The organism is Pseudomonas vranovensis DSM 16006, from assembly GCF_000425805.1.
GTDB classification, from domain to species: Bacteria; Pseudomonadota; Gammaproteobacteria; order Pseudomonadales; family Pseudomonadaceae; genus Aquipseudomonas; species Aquipseudomonas vranovensis.
On sequence record NZ_AUED01000002.1, the window covers coordinates 505,387 to 521,255 of the forward strand.

At 52.3% G+C, this 15,869-nt stretch carries 12 protein-coding genes; 8 read left to right on the plus strand and 4 right to left on the minus strand.

What is annotated here, in order from left to right:
- Positions 1 to 43: 43 nt before the first annotated feature.
- The 4 genes from yidC to rpmH are packed head-to-tail and all read right to left on the minus strand — an operon-like array spanning position 44 to position 2,519.
- The gene (gene yidC, locus H621_RS0106320; protein ID WP_028942559.1) at positions 44 to 1,726 is read right to left on the minus strand and encodes a membrane protein insertase YidC; all 1,683 of its coding nucleotides are present in this window, start codon (positions 1,724 to 1,726) and stop codon (positions 44 to 46) included.
- Between the two features lie 2 nt (positions 1,727 to 1,728).
- Complete coding sequence (gene yidD / locus H621_RS27975) at positions 1,729 to 1,974, minus strand: membrane protein insertion efficiency factor YidD (RefSeq protein ID WP_082071379.1); 246 nt, start codon at positions 1,972 to 1,974, stop codon at positions 1,729 to 1,731.
- Positions 1,967 to 2,371 carry a ribonuclease P protein component gene (gene rnpA, locus H621_RS27980; RefSeq protein WP_167332096.1) on the minus strand — a complete coding sequence of 135 codons (405 nt, stop codon included), beginning with the start codon at positions 2,369 to 2,371 and terminating at the stop codon, positions 1,967 to 1,969. The genes yidD and rnpA overlap by 8 nt, the downstream gene beginning before the upstream one ends.
- 13 nt (positions 2,372 to 2,384) lie before the next feature.
- Positions 2,385 to 2,519, minus strand: a complete 135-nt coding sequence (rpmH, locus tag H621_RS27985; RefSeq protein ID WP_002551315.1) for a 50S ribosomal protein L34 — start codon at positions 2,517 to 2,519, stop codon at positions 2,385 to 2,387.
- 580 nt (positions 2,520 to 3,099) lie between these two features.
- Here rpmH and dnaA point away from each other — a divergent pair.
- The 8 genes from dnaA to H621_RS27995 all read left to right on the plus strand — a co-directional run bounded on the left by dnaA (position 3,100) and on the right by H621_RS27995 (position 15,709).
- The gene (gene dnaA, locus H621_RS0106330) at positions 3,100 to 4,614 is read left to right on the plus strand and encodes a chromosomal replication initiator protein DnaA (RefSeq protein WP_028942561.1); all 1,515 of its coding nucleotides are present in this window, start codon (positions 3,100 to 3,102) and stop codon (positions 4,612 to 4,614) included.
- 40 nt (positions 4,615 to 4,654) lie between these two features.
- On the plus strand, positions 4,655 to 5,758 hold the full coding sequence (gene dnaN, locus H621_RS0106335) for a DNA polymerase III subunit beta (RefSeq protein WP_028942562.1): 1,104 nt from the start codon (positions 4,655 to 4,657) through the stop codon (positions 5,756 to 5,758).
- 19 nt (positions 5,759 to 5,777) lie between these two features.
- Positions 5,778 to 6,881 carry a DNA replication/repair protein RecF gene (gene recF / locus H621_RS0106340; protein ID WP_028942563.1) on the plus strand — a complete coding sequence of 368 codons (1,104 nt, stop codon included), beginning with the start codon at positions 5,778 to 5,780 and terminating at the stop codon, positions 6,879 to 6,881.
- Between the two features lie 4 nt (positions 6,882 to 6,885).
- Complete coding sequence (gyrB, locus tag H621_RS0106345) at positions 6,886 to 9,303, plus strand: DNA topoisomerase (ATP-hydrolyzing) subunit B (RefSeq protein WP_028942564.1); 2,418 nt, start codon at positions 6,886 to 6,888, stop codon at positions 9,301 to 9,303.
- Between the two features lie 958 nt (positions 9,304 to 10,261).
- Positions 10,262 to 10,900 (plus strand): TnsA endonuclease N-terminal domain-containing protein, encoded by a 639-nt coding sequence (locus tag H621_RS27990; RefSeq protein ID WP_084167930.1) that lies wholly within the window; start codon positions 10,262 to 10,264, stop codon positions 10,898 to 10,900.
- The gene (locus H621_RS0106355) at positions 10,881 to 12,845 is read left to right on the plus strand and encodes a DDE-type integrase/transposase/recombinase (RefSeq protein ID WP_028942566.1); all 1,965 of its coding nucleotides are present in this window, start codon (positions 10,881 to 10,883) and stop codon (positions 12,843 to 12,845) included. The genes H621_RS27990 and H621_RS0106355 overlap by 20 nt, the downstream gene beginning before the upstream one ends.
- A complete protein-coding gene (locus H621_RS0106360) occupies positions 12,838 to 13,779 on the plus strand; it encodes a TniB family NTP-binding protein (protein ID WP_028942567.1) in 942 nt (313 codons plus the stop codon). Before H621_RS0106355 ends, H621_RS0106360 begins: the two co-directional genes overlap by 8 nt.
- An 85-nt stretch (positions 13,780 to 13,864) precedes the next feature.
- Positions 13,865 to 15,709, plus strand: coding sequence for a TniQ family protein (locus tag H621_RS27995; protein WP_158259216.1), 1,845 nt, complete (start codon positions 13,865 to 13,867; stop codon positions 15,707 to 15,709).
- The last annotated feature ends 160 nt before the right edge of the window (positions 15,710 to 15,869 follow it).

The following is a 15,869-nucleotide window of genomic DNA, read 5'->3' on the forward strand; positions in this document are numbered from 1 at the left end:
CCCCACGAGGGGGCGTTTGTCCACAGGTTAGCTGACTAACCCGTTATGCAGCGGCTTTACTGGTAGCCTTTTCGATGCTGCGAGTGATGTACCACTGCTGTGCGATCGACAGGCAGTTGTTCACAACCCAGTACAGCACCAGACCTGCAGGGAACCACAGGAAGAAGAAGGTGAAGATGATCGGCATCAGCTTCATCACCTTGGCCTGCATCGGATCCGGCGGAGTCGGGTTCAACTGCTGCTGGATGAACATGGTTGCGCCCATGATGATCGGCAGGATGAAGAACGGATCCTTGATCGACAGGTCAGTGATCCAGAACATCCATGGCGCCTGACGCATCTCGACGCTTTCCAGCAGAACCCAGTACAGCGAGAGGAAGACCGGCATCTGCACCAGGATCGGCAAGCAGCCGCCCAGCGGGTTGATCTTCTCTTTTTTGTACAGCTCCATCATGGCCTGCGACATTTTCTGCCGGTCATCACCATGTTGTTCCTTCAGGGCTGCCAGTTTCGGCGCCACGGCGCGCATGCGGGCCATCGACTTGTAGCTGGCGGCCGACAACGGGAAGAACAGCAGCTTGATCAGCATGGTCAGGACGATGATCGACCAGCCCCAGTTGCCCAGCAGGCTGTGGATATGTTGCAGAAGCCAGAAGATGGGCTGGGCAATGAACCACAGAATGCCGTAGTCGACGGTCAGTTCCAGACCTGGGGACAACTCTTTGAGCTTATCCTGAATCTTTGGACCGGCGTACAGAACGGTGCTGGTTTCAGCCTTGGCGCCAGCGGCTACGTTAAGCGCAGGACCGGTGAAGCCAATGATGTAGTTGCCTTGGCTGTCTTTGCGGGTCTGAACGATGTTGTTGTCAGACTTGTTCGGAATCCAGGCGGTAACGAAGTAGTGCTGCAGCCAGGCTACCCAGCCACCGGAAACATTTTCTTTCAGATTCCCCTTGTCGATGTCTTTCATCGACACCTTTTTGTAGGGCTCCGAACTTGTCCACAGGGCTGCACCCAGGTAGGTAGCAGTACCGGTGGCGGTGCTCGAGGATGGATCCGAGCTCGCGTCGCGCTTGAGTTGCGCGAACAGGTTACCGGTCCAGGGCTGAGCGCTCTGGTTGTCGATCAGGTAGGTAACGGTCAGGTCATACTCACCGCGCTTGAAGGTAAAGCGCTTGATGTAGTTGACGCCGTTATCGCTGAACTTCAGGTCAACGACCATCTGATCCTGGCCATCGGCCAGTTGATAGGTTTTCTGATCAGCGGCGTAGAGCGGACGACCGCTCGGGCGTGCATCCGGACCGTTGACGCCAGTCAGGCCGCTTTGCGCCAGGTAAGTACGCTCGCCACCGTTGTCGAACAGCTGGAACGGAATGTCCGGATGGTCCTGACGGCGCGGATACTTGGGCAGCATCAGCTGGGCGATATCACCGCCGTTTGGATCGATAGCCAGGTCCAGGACATCAGTCTTGACCCGAATCAGGTCCTTGCTGACTGCAACCGGAGCCAGTTCGGCAGGGCTGGATTCAGCGTTGGCGCTCGGCACATCGGCGCTGGCGCCAGTGTTACCGGCCTGCGCGGTGTCCGGCAGTGCCGGGGCAACGTTGCTGGCAGCAGTATTCTGAGTCGGCAGGGCAGCTTGGCCGTAGTCCTGGTTCCAGTTAAGGACCAAAACGTAGGACACGATTGCCAGGGCGACGATCAGGATCGTGCGTTTAATATCCATGATTACTCGGCTATCGAAGAAGAACGGGAAGAGGGAGCTGGCGGAACCGGGTCAAAACCGCCGGCATTCCACGGATGACAACGCCCCAGGCGACGAACGGTTAGCCACCCACCGCGCAAAAGGCCATGGTTTTCGATGGCTTCTAGCGCATAGCAGGAGCAACTGGGGTAGAAACGACAGTGGCTGGCCATCAGAGGACTAATGGCATAACGGTAAAACTGGATCGGAACGAGCGCCAGTTTACGCATCTTGACTGTCTACCCCCACAGAGTCGGTGTTCACCACTGGAGCGGGCCGACTGCGTGCGAGGCGCTTCCAGAGCTTGCCAAAATGTTGGTGCAATTCTGGGTTTTCAATCTCGCCCAACCCTTTGCGCGCGACGATCACGATATCCCACCCAGCAAGCAAATGCTGGTGCAGGCGAAACGAATCGCGCATCAGGCGTTTCAGGCGATTGCGTTGAACGGAGAGCTTGACGCTCTTTTTCCCGATCACAAGCCCCAGGCGGGGGTGATCCAGACCGTTCTCGCGGGCAAGGAGCAGCAGGTTTTTCCCTGGAACCTTGCCGGTTGGGGAGTCGAAGACCGCTTTGAAGTGTCGGGGAATAAGCAGACGCTTTTCCCGACTGAAGTCCTGACTCACCACCAGTGCCGAAAAATCAAACTGCCAGACGCTTACGGCCTTTGGCACGGCGACGCGACAGAACGGCGCGACCGTTCTTGGTAGCCATACGGGCACGGAAACCGTGAGTGCGAGCGCGCTTGATGGTGCTTGGTTGGAAAGTACGTTTCATGGCGTGTTACCTGGTTCGTCCACAACGGGCCGGAATGGCCCCCGTTTTAAGAGACCGGCGATTCTAGAGAAAGCAGGGCCACAGGTCAATTTCCAACCAGCTTTTCCTTATAGACGGGAAATCACTCGGATGGACGGGTGAGCCAGGTCGTGCGAACCAACACACGCTTAAACATAAAAAAAGAGAGAGGAATTATTTAAAGCTTTTCTGTAAAACTTATAGAACTTAAGCGAAGAATTTCTGTGGATAAAACGCTGCATGCCTTTATTTTCGCTATGTACAGAGATCTGAAACCTTGTCGAGAAGACGTGCTGCGGCTGTGTCGAATGCTCGGAAAACCTGTGGATCAAATCGATGGTTATCCACAGCCAAGTTATCCACCGACTTCAGCCCCCAGTTGTGCAAAGACCTCAGGCACGGTTATCCACAGAGCTTATTCACAGTGCCGCAAGGTCATTTTGGTCACTAAGCTGCTGATTTATCGCCACCCTTAGCGCACCTGCATGTGGATAACTGCGCTGGTGCTCGGTACAATGGCGGCTTGTTTTTGCCTCACCGGCTTTCAACTCAGGGGATATCCGTGTCAGTGGAACTTTGGCAGCAGTGCGTGGAGCTTCTGCGCGATGAACTGCCTGCCCAGCAATTCAACACCTGGATCCGTCCGCTACAGGTCGAAGCCGAAGGCGACGAGTTGCGCGTCTATGCGCCCAACCGTTTTGTTCTCGACTGGGTCAATGAAAAGTACCTGAGCCGTCTGCTCGAGCTGTTGGGCGAACACGGCAACGGTATTGCGCCTGCCCTTTCCTTATTAATAGGCAGCAGACGCAGTTCGACGCCTCGTGCCGCCCCCAATGCGCCATTGGCAGCGGCTGCCGCTGCCTCCCAGGCCCAGGCAGCACAGACTGCCGTGGCCAAGGAGCCTGTCCAGGCACCTATTGCCGCCCCGGCGGTAGCCGAGGTCGAGGACGCGCCTTCGCGTGACAGCTTTGATTCGATGGGCGAGTCCAATGCCGCCCCGGCGCCAAGTGGTCGCACCGAAACACGCACGGTGCAGGTCGAAGGTGCGCTTAAGCACACCAGCTACCTGAACCGCACCTTTACCTTCGAGAACTTCGTAGAGGGTAAGTCCAACCAACTGGCCCGCGCGGCCGCCTGGCAGGTCGCCGATAATCCCAAGCATGGCTACAACCCACTGTTCCTGTATGGCGGCGTAGGCTTGGGTAAAACGCACTTGATGCATGCTGTGGGTAACCACCTGCTCAAGAAGAACCCGAATGCCAAAGTGGTGTACCTGCATTCCGAGCGTTTTGTCGCCGACATGGTCAAGGCGCTGCAACTCAATGCCATCAACGAGTTCAAGCGTTTCTACCGTTCGGTTGACGCCTTGCTTATCGATGACATTCAGTTCTTCGCCCGCAAGGAGCGTTCCCAGGAAGAGTTCTTCCACACCTTCAACGCCTTGCTTGAAGGCGGTCAGCAGGTCATCTTGACCAGTGACCGTTACCCGAAAGAGATCGAAGGGCTGGAAGAGCGACTGAAATCGCGATTCGGCTGGGGCCTGACCGTGGCCGTCGAGCCACCGGAACTGGAAACCCGTGTCGCGATCCTGATGAAGAAAGCCGACCAGGCCAAGGTAGACCTGCCGCATGACGCGGCCTTCTTCATTGCCCAGCGCATTCGCTCCAACGTCCGTGAACTTGAAGGCGCGCTGAAGCGAGTCATCGCTCACTCGCACTTCATGGGACGCGATATCACCATCGAGCTGATTCGCGAATCGCTCAAGGATCTGTTGGCACTGCAGGACAAACTGGTGAGTGTGGATAACATCCAGCGCACCGTGGCCGAGTACTACAAGATCAAGATTTCCGACCTGCTGTCCAAGCGGCGCTCCCGTTCGGTGGCCCGCCCACGTCAGGTGGCCATGGCACTGTCCAAGGAACTGACCAACCACAGCTTGCCGGAAATCGGTGACGTCTTCGGCGGTCGCGACCACACCACGGTGTTGCACGCGTGCCGCAAGATCAACGAACTCAAGGAATCCGACGCGGATATCCGCGAGGACTACAAGAACCTGCTGCGGACCCTGACGACGTGATCGGCGTCAGCGCAGCTTATTAAAGGCAAGGGACTAGACCATGCATTTCACCATTCAACGCGAAGCCCTGTTGAAACCCCTGCAACTGGTCGCAGGCGTCGTCGAGCGCCGCCAGACCTTGCCGGTATTGTCCAACGTATTGCTGGTAGTTCAAGGCCAACAACTGTCACTTACCGGTACTGACCTGGAAGTGGAACTGGTTGGTCGTGTGCAACTGGAAGAGCCCGCCGAGCCAGGCGAGATCACTGTGCCGGCACGCAAGCTGATGGATATCTGCAAAAGCCTGCCTAACGACGCACTGATCGACATCAAGCTCGACGAGCAGAAGATCGTGGTCAAGGCAGGCCGCAGCCGTTTTACCCTGTCGACCCTGCCGGCCAACGACTTCCCGACTGTGGAAGAAGGCCCGGGTTCGCTGACCTGCAACCTTGAGCAAAGCCGTCTGCGCCGCTTGATCGAGCGCACCAGCTTTGCCATGGCTCAGCAGGACGTGCGCTACTACCTCAACGGCATGCTGCTGGAAGTGTCTACCGATACGCTGCGCGCCGTGGCTACCGACGGTCACCGTCTTGCCATGTGCTCGATGCGTGCCGATATTGGTCAGGCCGACCGTCACCAGGTCATCGTGCCCCGCAAGGGCATCCTGGAGCTGGCGCGCTTGCTCACCGAGCCTGATGGTATGGTCAGCATCGTACTGGGTCAGCACCACATTCGTGCTACTACCGGTGAGTTCACCTTCACCTCCAAGCTGGTCGATGGCAAGTTCCCGGACTACGAGCGCGTGCTTCCTAAAGGTGGCGACAAGCTGGTGATCGGTGATCGTCAGGCGCTGCGCGAAGCGTTCAGCCGTACTGCCATTCTGTCGAACGAGAAATATCGCGGCATTCGCCTGCAGTTGGCCAATGGCCAGCTGAAGATCCAGGCGAACAACCCTGAGCAGGAAGAAGCGGAAGAAGAGATCAGCGTCGACTACAACGGTAGCTCGCTGGAAATCGGCTTCAACGTCAGCTACCTGCTGGACGTATTGGGTGTCATGACTACCGAGCAAGTTCGTCTGATCCTGTCGGATTCCAACAGCAGTGCCCTGCTGCAGGAAGCTGACAATGACGACTCCGCTTACGTTGTCATGCCGATGCGTCTGTAACTTGTCCAGCAGACTCTAGATGTCCCTCAGTCGCGTTTCTGTCACCGCGGTGCGTAACCTGCACCCGGTGACCTTCTCCCCCTCCCCCCGCATCAATATCCTGTACGGCACCAACGGCAGTGGTAAAACCAGTGTGTTGGAAGCTGTTCATCTGCTGGGCCTGGCCCGCTCTTTCCGTAGCACTCGTCTTACACCGGTCATTCAGTACGAGCAGTTGGCGTGTACGGTGTTCGGTCAGGTTGAGCTTAACGAAGGCGGCACCAGTAACCTGGGGATTTCGCGGGATCGGCAAGGGGAGTTCACCATCCGCATCGACGGGCAAAACGCCCGCAGTGCCGCACAGCTGGCGGAGATTCTGCCGCTGCAATTGATCAACCCGGACAGCTTTCGCTTGCTCGAAGGCGCTCCGAAAATTCGCCGGCAGTTCCTCGATTGGGGTGTGTTCCACGTGGAACCACGCTTCATGGCCACTTGGCAACGCCTGCAGAAGGCTTTGCGGCAGCGGAACTCATGGTTGCGGCATGGTACACTTGACGCTGTTTCTCAAGCGGCCTGGGACCGGGAACTGTGCCTGGCCAGCGCTGAAATAGATGAATACCGCCGAAATTACATCAAGGCCTTGAAGCCAGTCTTTGAGCGAACCCTGAGCGATTTGGTCGAGCTCGAAGGGCTGACCCTGAGCTATTACCGTGGCTGGGACAAGGACCGGGAACTCAGTGAAGTCCTCGCCTCCTCCCTGCAACGAGATCAGCAGATGGGCCATACCCAGGCCGGACCACAACGAGCTGATTTGCGCCTGAGACTCGGCGCACATAACGCCGCCGATATTCTTTCTCGGGGCCAGCAGAAGCTTGTGGTTTGCGCATTGCGCATCGCCCAGGGACATCTGGTCAGCCAGGCTCGGCGTGGCCAATGTATTTATCTAGTGGATGACTTGCCGTCTGAACTGGACGAGCAGCACCGTCGCGCACTTTGCCGCTTGTTGGAAGACTTACGCTGCCAGGTATTTATCACCTGTGTAGACCACGAATTATTGAGGGAAGGCTGGCAGACGGAAACGCCAGTTGCTCTGTTCCACGTGGAACAGGGCCGTATCACCCAGACCCACGACCATCGGGAGTGAAGGCATGAGCGAAAATCAAACGTACGACTCCTCCAGCATTAAAGTGCTGAAAGGGCTAGATGCCGTGCGCAAGCGTCCCGGTATGTACATTGGCGACACCGATGATGGTAGCGGCCTGCACCACATGGTGTTCGAGGTGGTCGATAACTCGATCGACGAGGCACTCGCCGGCCACTGTGATGACATCACCGTAATTATTCACCCGGATGAATCCATCAGTGTTCGCGACAACGGTCGCGGCATTCCGGTCGACGTGCATAAAGAGGAAGGCGTATCCGCCGCCGAGGTCATCATGACCGTCCTGCACGCTGGCGGTAAGTTCGACGACAACTCCTATAAAGTTTCCGGCGGCCTGCACGGCGTAGGTGTGTCGGTGGTGAACGCCCTGTCCGAACAGTTGATCCTCACCGTTCGCCGCAGTGGCAAGATCTGGGAACAGACCTATGTTCACGGTGTGCCTCAAGCCCCGATGAAAATCGTAGGTGAGAGCGAAACCACTGGTACCCACATCCACTTCAAGCCGTCGTCTGAAACCTTCAAGAACATCCACTTCAGCTGGGACATCCTGGCCAAGCGGATTCGTGAACTGTCCTTCCTCAACTCTGGCGTTGGCATCCTGCTGAAGGATGAGCGCTCGGGCAAGGAAGAGCACTTCAAGTATGAAGGCGGTCTGCGTGCCTTCGTTGAGTACCTGAACACCAACAAGACTCCGGTCAACCAGGTGTTCCATTTCAGCGTTCAGCGTGAAGACGGTGTGGGCGTGGAAATCGCCCTGCAGTGGAACGACAGCTTCAACGAGAACCTGTTGTGCTTCACCAACAACATTCCGCAGCGCGACGGTGGTACTCACCTGGTCGGCTTCCGCTCGGCGTTGACCCGTAACCTGAACAACTACATCGAACAGGAAGGCCTGGCCAAGAAGAACAAGGTCTCGACTACCGGTGACGATGCCCGTGAAGGCCTGACCGCGATCATTTCGGTGAAGGTCCCGGATCCGAAGTTCAGCTCCCAGACCAAGGACAAGTTGGTCTCTTCGGAAGTGAAAACTGCCGTGGAACAGGAGATGGGCAAGTACTTCTCCGATTTCCTGCTGGAGAACCCGAACGAAGCCAAGGCGGTTGTCGGCAAGATGATCGACGCCGCGCGTGCCCGTGAAGCAGCGCGCAAGGCGCGGGAAATGACCCGCCGCAAAGGCGCGCTGGATATCGCTGGCCTGCCAGGCAAACTGGCGGACTGCCAGGAGAAGGACCCTGCTCTTTCCGAACTGTACCTGGTGGAGGGTGACTCCGCAGGTGGTTCGGCCAAGCAAGGTCGTAACCGCAAGACCCAGGCGATCCTGCCGCTCAAGGGCAAGATCCTCAACGTCGAGAAAGCACGTTTCGACAAGATGATCTCGTCCCAGGAAGTGGGCACCCTGATCACCGCCCTGGGCTGTGGTATCGGTCGCGAAGAGTACAACATCGACAAGTTGCGTTATCACAACATCATCATCATGACCGATGCTGACGTCGACGGTTCGCACATTCGTACCCTGCTGCTGACTTTCTTCTTCCGTCAGCTGCCGGAGTTGGTCGAGCGCGGCTACATCTACATTGCCCAGCCGCCGCTGTACAAGGTCAAGAAGGGCAAGCAAGAGCAGTACATCAAAGACGACGAGGCCATGGAAGAGTACATGACCCAGTCGGCCCTGGAAGATGCCAGCCTGCACTTGGACGAATCCGCGCCACCGGTTTCCGGCGTAGAGCTGGAGCGCCTGGTTAACGAATTCCGCACCGTGATGAAGACTCTCAAACGTCTGTCGCGTCTGTACCCGCAGGAGCTGACCGAGCACTTCGTCTACCTGCCAGCTGTGTCCCTGGAGCAACTGGGCGACCACGCGGCCATGCAGGAATGGCTCGGCAAACTCGAAGAGCGCCTGCGTACCAGCGAGAAGTCCGGCCTGCTCTACAAGGCGAGCCTTCGCGAAGACAAGGAACGTAATGTCTGGCTGCCGGAAGTGGAAATCACCTCCCATGGCCTGGCCAGCTACGTGACCTTCAACCGCGACTTCTTCGGCAGCAATGACTATCGCACCGTCACCGCCCTGGGCGCACAACTGAGCACCCTGCTCGGCGAAGGCGCTTATGTTCAGCGTGGCGAGCGCAAGAAGGCTATCAACGAGTTCAAGGAAGCACTCGACTGGCTGATGACCGAAAGCACCAAGCGCCACACCATCCAGCGATACAAAGGTCTTGGCGAGATGAACCCTGACCAGCTGTGGGAAACCACCATGGACCCAACCGTGCGCCGCATGCTCAAGGTGACTATCGAAGACGCGATCGCTGCCGATCAGATCTTCAACACCCTGATGGGCGATGCCGTTGAGCCTCGTCGTGAGTTCATCGAAAGCAACGCCCTGGCGGTCTCGAACCTGGACTTCTGATCAGGTGTAGGTTCACTGAATAGTTGCGCATTTTCACAAATAAATGGAACTACTAACTCCTAGAGTTAGGATTCCACGTTGAAAGAAGGCCCGCTTACTAGCGGGCTTTTTTTTGCACAAAAAAAGGCCAATATCCTTATGGTAAGGTTGGCAAGATCGATAAGTTATAACGGTAGAAGCTCAGGACATTCCCGAGCAGAAATACTAAAAGAACTCGAGTTCAATGACACTTAGAGACTTTAATTTTTACTTTGAATATAGAGTCTAAAGTTTATTGGGGGAGGCGGATTATTTCATCTTATGGCAGGGTCTCCTAAAAAATTAAGACACATATTACGGCCATTCGTAATTCGAAAAAAAACCGCTCGGCTTCCCTGAGATTAGAAATTTTAAAAATATGCAGCGTATAAAGATATTATACGTTGAAAGATTAAATTCTGAGCCTTCAGTGTTGTAAGTATTCAATAAAAATACTTAGATTCAGTTGTAAGCAATGGATTTTCCCAGTGGTCTGGAATATTATTTGGTAATTGTATTTATTGAGGTTGGAGCTGTTCTAGCAATAAAATCAGAAGCTTGCCGAAGCCGACGCAAGTCAAATATTCGATTTGGAAGTGGCTAAGAATTGCAAGATTAGAGCAAAACCGTATAAACGAGAGGAAGCTTGAATTAATTTAGCTATGAATGTCAGAGGACGAGATCATGAAAAGCGGGAGGTGTGAAATGTAAAAACGCGACCAAAACCTAGGGGTTTTGACCGCGTCCATTTGAAGCGATGTTGCTGGTCTGGTAGCCGCAATTTCAGCTTTTTTTGGATGCTTGTCAATCCCCTCCCATCATTTCGACTTTATCGAGGGCTCTCGACGGGAAAGTGTTGCCTGTCGATTCTGCCCCTTGGGTGCCGCTCTGTGCCTGTGTTCTCAGGCGCCGCGACGGTACACGTCTACGGAGGTGTGCGATGGCAGTACGTAAGGTAGTTACTCGCAGCTCATGTCATTTCAGAGGGTACTTCCCCTCGATCAAAAATGGTCACCCTGTAGCCTGGGAATCCCAGCTGGAAGGAGGTTTTCTCCGCTTACTCGAGCTCTCACCGTCAGTTCTTCGTTATGAAGTGCAGCCGTCTCGGGAAAGATTTCTCTTGGGAGATACATTAGTAGATTACGTTCCGGATCTTCGTGTTTTCCTTGCGGACGGTGGTGAGTGGTGGTTCGAAGTAAAGCCAGAAAAAAAGCTTTTGGTCAGTAGCGTCAAGCAAAAGCTGTGTGCAGCTAAGAACCATTTTTCTGCCACCGATCGGAGTTTTTCCGTCGTTACAGAAGGCCTGATCTGGCGAGAACCATTGGCGACCAATATCCAAAAAATTCTGTATCACCGATACAGTCCTTCTCTTCCTTCGTCAGATCAAGCCGAAGTTTGGCTTAAGTTGAATAAATACAAACCCCAAGTATTCCATGAGGTCATATCATTATTTGGGGAAGTAGAAGCTTGGCGTTTGTTGGGGCTGTGTATTGTCGGTGTTGACCTTGAAAAGCCTTTGCTGAACCAATCACAAGTCTTTCTTTCAGGAGGACATCGTCATGCAAACTTTTTTGCTTAAGGCGAAGTTAGTTGTGGTTATACATGGTAGAACGATGTCGCTGCAGCGGCGGCTGATCGATAGACGTCTGCTTTTCATTGATCAATATGGTGAGCCAACTACTTTAACCGACCGTGAGTTTCATCTTGGTTATGAGCGACGTGAGATCGAAATCTGTACAGACCAACCTTACCTAGGTGAGATTCCATGCGTGAGGAACGTAGCCCCGGATCTATCTTGTTTTCCCGCAAAGCACAGTGAGGAAGCTTTACGCCGTCGTAAGTATATTGAGTGCGTAACCGAGGGGCAGATAAAATTGCCTAAAAAATATGATCTGCAAGAGAAATTAACCGAGATTGCCGTAAAAATTGGAGATGCAACTGTTCCATCTGTATCTACTTTTAGAAGGTGGCACACAAAATTCGTAGGTCGAAATGTTGTAAAGCTTATTCCTAAACATGCCGATAAGGGAAGAACCAGCGTAATATCTGGTGAGTTGGAAGAAATATTACAAGATGTCATCCACGAGGTATACCTTCAGTTAGAACGGCATCAAGTTTCAAAAGTAGTTGGCGAATATCTGAAGCGTGTCGATGAGAGGAACGTTACACGTTTGCCCTCTGATCAGCTAAACAAGCCTTGTGGTATGACTGTTCGTAGATATATTGCCAGGCTCGATCCATACGAGGTTGATGTTCGTCGTATTGGTAAGTATGCGGCCAAAAAGAAGCATCGGGTTGCGAGAGAAATGCTCGTGGTTGGGGGGATTTTGGATCGATGGGAGATCGACCATACTCTGTTGGATGTCCTACTTGTAGACGAAGAAACTGGATTGGTTATAGGCCGCCCCTATATCACTATCGTGTTAGACAAATATTCACGAATGATCATGGGCTACCTAATTCACTTAGCTGCACCTAACACTGAGACAATCCTTCGCGTCATTGAACGTTCCATTCGCCCTAAAACGGAGCTTCTGGAGCGATTTCCTAAAGTACAAAACGAGTGGCGCGCTCATGGAGTCCCCGCACGACTCGTTCCTGACAACGCTGCGGAATTTCATGCAGATGATTTGATTGCCGGATTCAACGAACTCGGCATCGAGATTATGTATCCTCGCTCAAGAGGTCCAGAGATGAAAGGATCGGTCGAAAGATTTTTCCGCACTCAGAATCTCGGACTGATTCATAACCTGCCTGGCACTACATTTTCCAACACCCAAGAGAAGGGAGACTACAGATCAGAGAAATATGCGTGCTTCACGCTGGCTCAACTGGAAGCCAGCGTCGTCAAATGGATTGTTGATGGTTATCATCAGACCCCCCACCGGAGTCTTAGCAAAAGGACCCCTGCGCAGGTATGGGCCTCCGAAGAGACTAGTCGGCTGATCAAGTTGCCCGTTGACCTTGATGCCCTTGAATGCATTCTAGCTCGCCGAAGTTCGGTGAAAGTACATCATTACGGTATTGAAGTATGCGGTCACGGGTACCACTCGCCGGAACTTGCTGAGCTAAGAATGCTGATGGCACCGCAGGAGAAAATCAATGTTCGATATCGTGATGAACTTGGACATGTTTGGGTGCATGACCGTTTCAGAAACGTATTTTTGCAGGTACCCATAAAAGATAAGCGCATGCTCGGGTTGAGTCGTGAATTATGGAAAGCGGCCGAAAAAGCACTTCAAGACAGCGGCAGCAATAGCCCAAGCTTTGACCAGGTCCATCAGTGCTATCGCGATTTAACACAGGATATTGCGGAGGCTCGCCGCTCTCAGAAGTTGCGTAAACGTCGGGCTGTAACCCGTGCCAAGATAGATAAGGACGGTTGGAGGCTCGATGGTTCCGTAAAGCCTCTCATCGCGTTTTCAGAAATGGATTGGTTAGACAAGCCAAGCGGCACCGCAAATGTAGCAACATCATTCAAGGTTACCCGGCGTCACCTGAGCGGAGGACTAAGTGATGAGTAATCATGAAGGAAGTCCAGCCTCATTTTCTCTGCGTCACCACTTCATTCTGAGCCCTCAGGCAGAGCAAGCACTAGCCCGCCTAACTGAAGTTCATGGAGACACACGACGCACAGGTACTAGTAAGGGACTTGTTATACAAGGGCCAAGCGGTGTTGGGAAAAGTACTTTGATTAGAGAGTACGTCGAAGAATTGAAGTCTGCTGACGGAGTTGATGCGAGGCAACGCGCTGTGCTCATCGTGGAAATTCCGTCCTCTCCAACCAAAAAGAACCTAGCAACGGCTGTGTTGACCGCGATGAAAGATCCGTACGCGGACTCGCGTAACCATTCGGCAGAAACGAAGTTTGCGAGAATTATTCAACTATTAAGCAAATTAGGTGTTGAAGTAGTCGTTCTAGACGAAGCGCAGCATCTCGTGGATTACAAGCGTAATGCAGCGTACGAGGCGGCGGACTGGATCAAGAGCCTGATGAACGAAACTAGCATTACATTCGTCCTTGTCGGTCTGAAGCGAACTGAAGGTCTGCTCTGGGCTAACGAGCAGCTGAGACGAAGATTCTCTGCCACGGTTGATTACAATAGGTTCATGTTGACCGAAGCTTGTTGGAGACAGTTCGCTATACTTCTCCAAAGTATTCAGGAACTACTACCGGTAGCGTCTATTAGCTTTTCAGAAAAAGAAATTATCCGCCGGATGTATCTAGCTTCATTTGGGTTAATTGACTATCTGATAAAAATTTTAGATCGCTCTGTTTGGCTGGTCCAGTACCGATGTTCTGAAGGCATCAATCTGGGACTACTGTCTGAAGCGTTTAAGGATGAGGTATGGAGCTCTGCACCTGATGTACGCAATCCTTTCAGTGATGTATTCGACTTCAAACCTTTAATTGGAGCTCGTGAGCCTTTTGAGAACTTTGACATCATTGCGGCTTGAGATCTAATCAATGTCTGTTAGTTAACAACGGACATTCAAGATTTAAGTGCCTTTCGTTGCAATGCTATATGAAGGAATAAGGTGCATGTTCGGTCTATTGGTAAATGCTACGCCAAAGTGCGATGAGAGCTTGGTCGGATACCTGCATCGCTTGGGGGATTGTAATGCCCTCCGAAATGGTGAGGTTGTAAAGCTATTTAAAGAGCTGACAGATGAGCAAGTATACGAATGGTTGGATGAGGATGTAAGGCCTGTAAGCTGGCATGAAGTGGTCACAGTAGTTAGATCGCCTAAGTTCACTAATCAAAAAATCTGGTCGTTAGTTAGGTCAAAGTTTTGTCCGGTTTGTTTTGTAACTGAGCTTTACTGGCGTGAGGTATGGGAGCTAACTCTTTATACAACCTGCTCGATCCATAAAGTTGAGTTGCTATATGGATGTCCGAAGTGTCAGGCGAAAATAAATCAAAAGATACTGATCACGAAATTTTGCGACATCTGTGGATTTTCATTTTCGGATGTAACTTTTCCAACTTTAGCAGCCGATGAGTCAAAGGTTTGGATGTCGGTGGAGCTTGAAAAACGTTTAAGGCAGAGAAGTACCGAAAACACATCTGGAGTTGAGTCACTAACCTACGAACAGTTACATTTATTAGCTGTTCGCGTCGGTGTGAGGGCGTTGAGTCGAAAACATTTCATGAACATGACAGTTTCATCGATGGCGTGCAGGAACGTAGCTCCTGACTTAGCTCAAGCGGCGGGCCAAATTCTTTCGGGTTGGCCTGGGTCCTTTCATGATTTACTCACTGATCTTATCAGAATCAGAGGAACAAAACTTTCATCTAAACTAGGTTCCGCATTTGGGTTAATTTATAATGACGTGTACTTGTCTCTGGCCGATCGATGCTACGACTTTGTTCGTGATGAGTTCGAAAGGTACATCGTTCAAAATTGGGAGGGTCCTTTGGCTTTGCGGAATCGGCGTTTAAGTGAGTGCACATTGCTTGAACACCGTTGGCTTTCATACAGCAAGGCAGCGCAAAAAACTGGTCTTCCCGAAAATTTTCTTAGAAGGATGCATTTATCCGGTGAGCTCGATGCTCGGGAGTTTAGGTATTCCTGTGGTAAAACTGTCGTAGTCGTCGATATTGAAGAAGCGCGAAGGCTCTCTGCAATAGTGCACGAGCCTCTTAACCTACGGCAAACTTCTCGGCTGCTTTGCGTCAGTAGAAAGCGCGTTGAGCAGTTAATAAAATCAGGGGTACTAAATTATGTTGGCGGCTCTCCACATGCTGGTGAAAAATGGTTTGTCGACTTTAGCTCAATAATTTCTCTTGCTCCTCCACGGTTTTTACCCTATCCCAGCGATAACTTTATAACAATATCGCAGGCTGCAAAGCATTATCTGCCTACATCTGGCGGCTTGCCGGAGTTGGTAATGGCGATCCAGTCTGGGACTATACCTGTGTTTTGTAGAGCAGAGAAAGAAGCTCTAAATATTGGGAAATGGCTTTTTGATCCGAACGAGCTTGAGAAAAACAGTATAACGAGTCTTACCTCCTCGTACGCGAATGGTATGTCAGTTTCACAAGCAGCAAAAACTCTCGGTGTAAAGGATGAAGTTGCTTACGCTCTTGTACGTCTTGGTCGGCTTCGTAGCGAAACGGTTCAAAGCTCCAGGCGACCAGCACAATTGATCAGCCTCCAATCAATAAAGCATTTTGAAAGAAACTATATCCTTTCTCCAGAAATTGCGCGGATTCTAGGAACTCATGTTGTAAATGTCCAATTTCATTTACAAGCAGGAGGTTTTTCCCCTATAGCTGGTCCTAATATTTTAAGCGCACCGTGCCGCCAGAATGTATGGAGACGGGGGAAAAAGCTTATGGCGTACATTTCCACCACAGCTAATATTTACGATCTAGTTGATTGATATTGATGCCGTAGAGGCAGCATCGCGCTGCAACGATTTTCTAATTAAGGCCTGAAAAAATGAACAATATTGAGCTGTTGCGAGAAGAAAAAAGCGCCCTGCGAGTGCTGGAAATGAAAATGCACAGTCGCAATAGGCTTATTGTAGCTGTCTATGCGGC

Coding starts and splice junctions, on each gene's coding strand:
- gyrB (WP_028942564.1), top strand. CDS start 6,886: ATGAGCGAAAATCAAACGTACGACTCCTCCAGCATTAAAGTGCTGAAA.
- yidD (WP_082071379.1), bottom strand. CDS start 1,974: ATGCGTAAACTGGCGCTCGTTCCGATCCAGTTTTACCGTTATGCCATT.
- H621_RS0106360 (WP_028942567.1), top strand. CDS start 12,838: ATGAGTAATCATGAAGGAAGTCCAGCCTCATTTTCTCTGCGTCACCAC.
- dnaN (WP_028942562.1), top strand. CDS start 4,655: ATGCATTTCACCATTCAACGCGAAGCCCTGTTGAAACCCCTGCAACTG.
- recF (WP_028942563.1), top strand. CDS start 5,778: ATGTCCCTCAGTCGCGTTTCTGTCACCGCGGTGCGTAACCTGCACCCG.
- H621_RS27990 (WP_084167930.1), top strand. CDS start 10,262: ATGGCAGTACGTAAGGTAGTTACTCGCAGCTCATGTCATTTCAGAGGG.
- yidC (WP_028942559.1), bottom strand. CDS start 1,726: ATGGATATTAAACGCACGATCCTGATCGTCGCCCTGGCAATCGTGTCC.
- H621_RS27995 (WP_158259216.1), top strand. CDS start 13,865: ATGTTCGGTCTATTGGTAAATGCTACGCCAAAGTGCGATGAGAGCTTG.
- H621_RS0106355 (WP_028942566.1), top strand. CDS start 10,881: ATGCAAACTTTTTTGCTTAAGGCGAAGTTAGTTGTGGTTATACATGGT.
- rpmH (WP_002551315.1), bottom strand. CDS start 2,519: ATGAAACGTACTTTCCAACCAAGCACCATCAAGCGCGCTCGCACTCAC.